The organism is Fimbriimonadaceae bacterium, assembly GCA_019638775.1.
Taxonomy (GTDB): Bacteria; Armatimonadota; Fimbriimonadia; order Fimbriimonadales; family Fimbriimonadaceae; genus JAHBTD01.
In genome coordinates this window covers 1-1,001 of the sequence record JAHBTD010000126.1, presented here as the reverse complement: position 1 = coordinate 1,001, position 1,001 = coordinate 1, and the positions used below count along the sequence as shown (strand labels likewise).

2 protein-coding genes are annotated in these 1,001 nt (G+C 55.1%); both read left to right on the top strand.

All coding sequences use genetic code 11. The features are described from left to right. The coding region (locus tag KF784_20410) for an arsenic resistance protein (GenBank protein ID MBX3121420.1) at window positions 1-571 on the top strand (571 nt) is incomplete at its 5' end. A gap of 274 nt (window positions 572-845) precedes the next feature. Beyond that, window positions 846-1,001: VOC family protein (locus KF784_20405; GenBank protein MBX3121419.1), on the top strand; the 156-nt coding region annotated here is incomplete at its 3' end.

The window sequence follows — 1,001 nt, the reverse complement described above, 5'->3', positions numbered from 1 at the left end:
ACTGTTTGCGCCGATCGTCGGCTTGCTGGTCAGCGGCGCGTCTGCTCTCACCGTTCCTTTCACCGTGCTCCTCTATTCGGTCGTGGGATTTATTGTGGTTCCGTTGCTCCTGGGTGTTCTCATCCGCCATAGGCTGATTGCACAGCATGGGAAGAAGTGGTTTGAAGAGACCCTCCTCCCTCGGTTTGCCCCCATCACAATCGCGGCGTTACTCATCACCTTGATTCTCATCTTTGCCTTTCAAGCAGAGAACATTCTTGGGAAGCCCCTTCACGTGCTGCTCATTGCGATCCCGATTCTTTTCCAAGTCTATTTCAATGCGTCTCTCACCTATGGGTTGATGAAGTGGTTGCACGTACCCCATGCGGTCGCAGCACCGGGAGCGTTGATCGGCGCGAGCAACTTCTTTGAACTGGCCGTGGCCACAGCCATTGCCTTATTCGGCCCGGAATCAGGGGCAGCACTGGCAACCGTCGTCGGCGTCTTGGTGGAGGTACCGGTCATGCTGTCCGTCTGTCATGTGTGCAATCGAACCCGGCACTGGTTCCCTGTCAGTGAGGCGAGGGCATGAACGGTGGGGCATTTCCTGGAGTTGTATGGAACCATCGGAATCGTGGCCTTGAGCGTACTGTTGGTGGCGTATGCCTTTGAAAGATGGGGCGGCAGGACATGGCCTGGATTCCACAGGCCGTTCACTCTCAGACAGCTGCTCGGCGAGTGGTTGCTGTATATGCTCCTGTTCGCAGGCCTGGGCACCTTGCTCGAGCAATTGCTGAAGTTCGCATGCTCAATCAGTTGTTAGCAGACGTGATGACAAACTGAATGACTAAGAGGGAGGCAGCATCATGAAACGCTTTCATCTCCACATGGGGGTAGAGGATCTGGACGAGTCCATTCGTTTCTATACGGCGCTGTTTGGGGCTCCGCCCGTCAAAACAAAACCGGATTATGCCAAATGGATGCTGGACGACCCGTGCATCAATTTCGCCATATCCACGCGC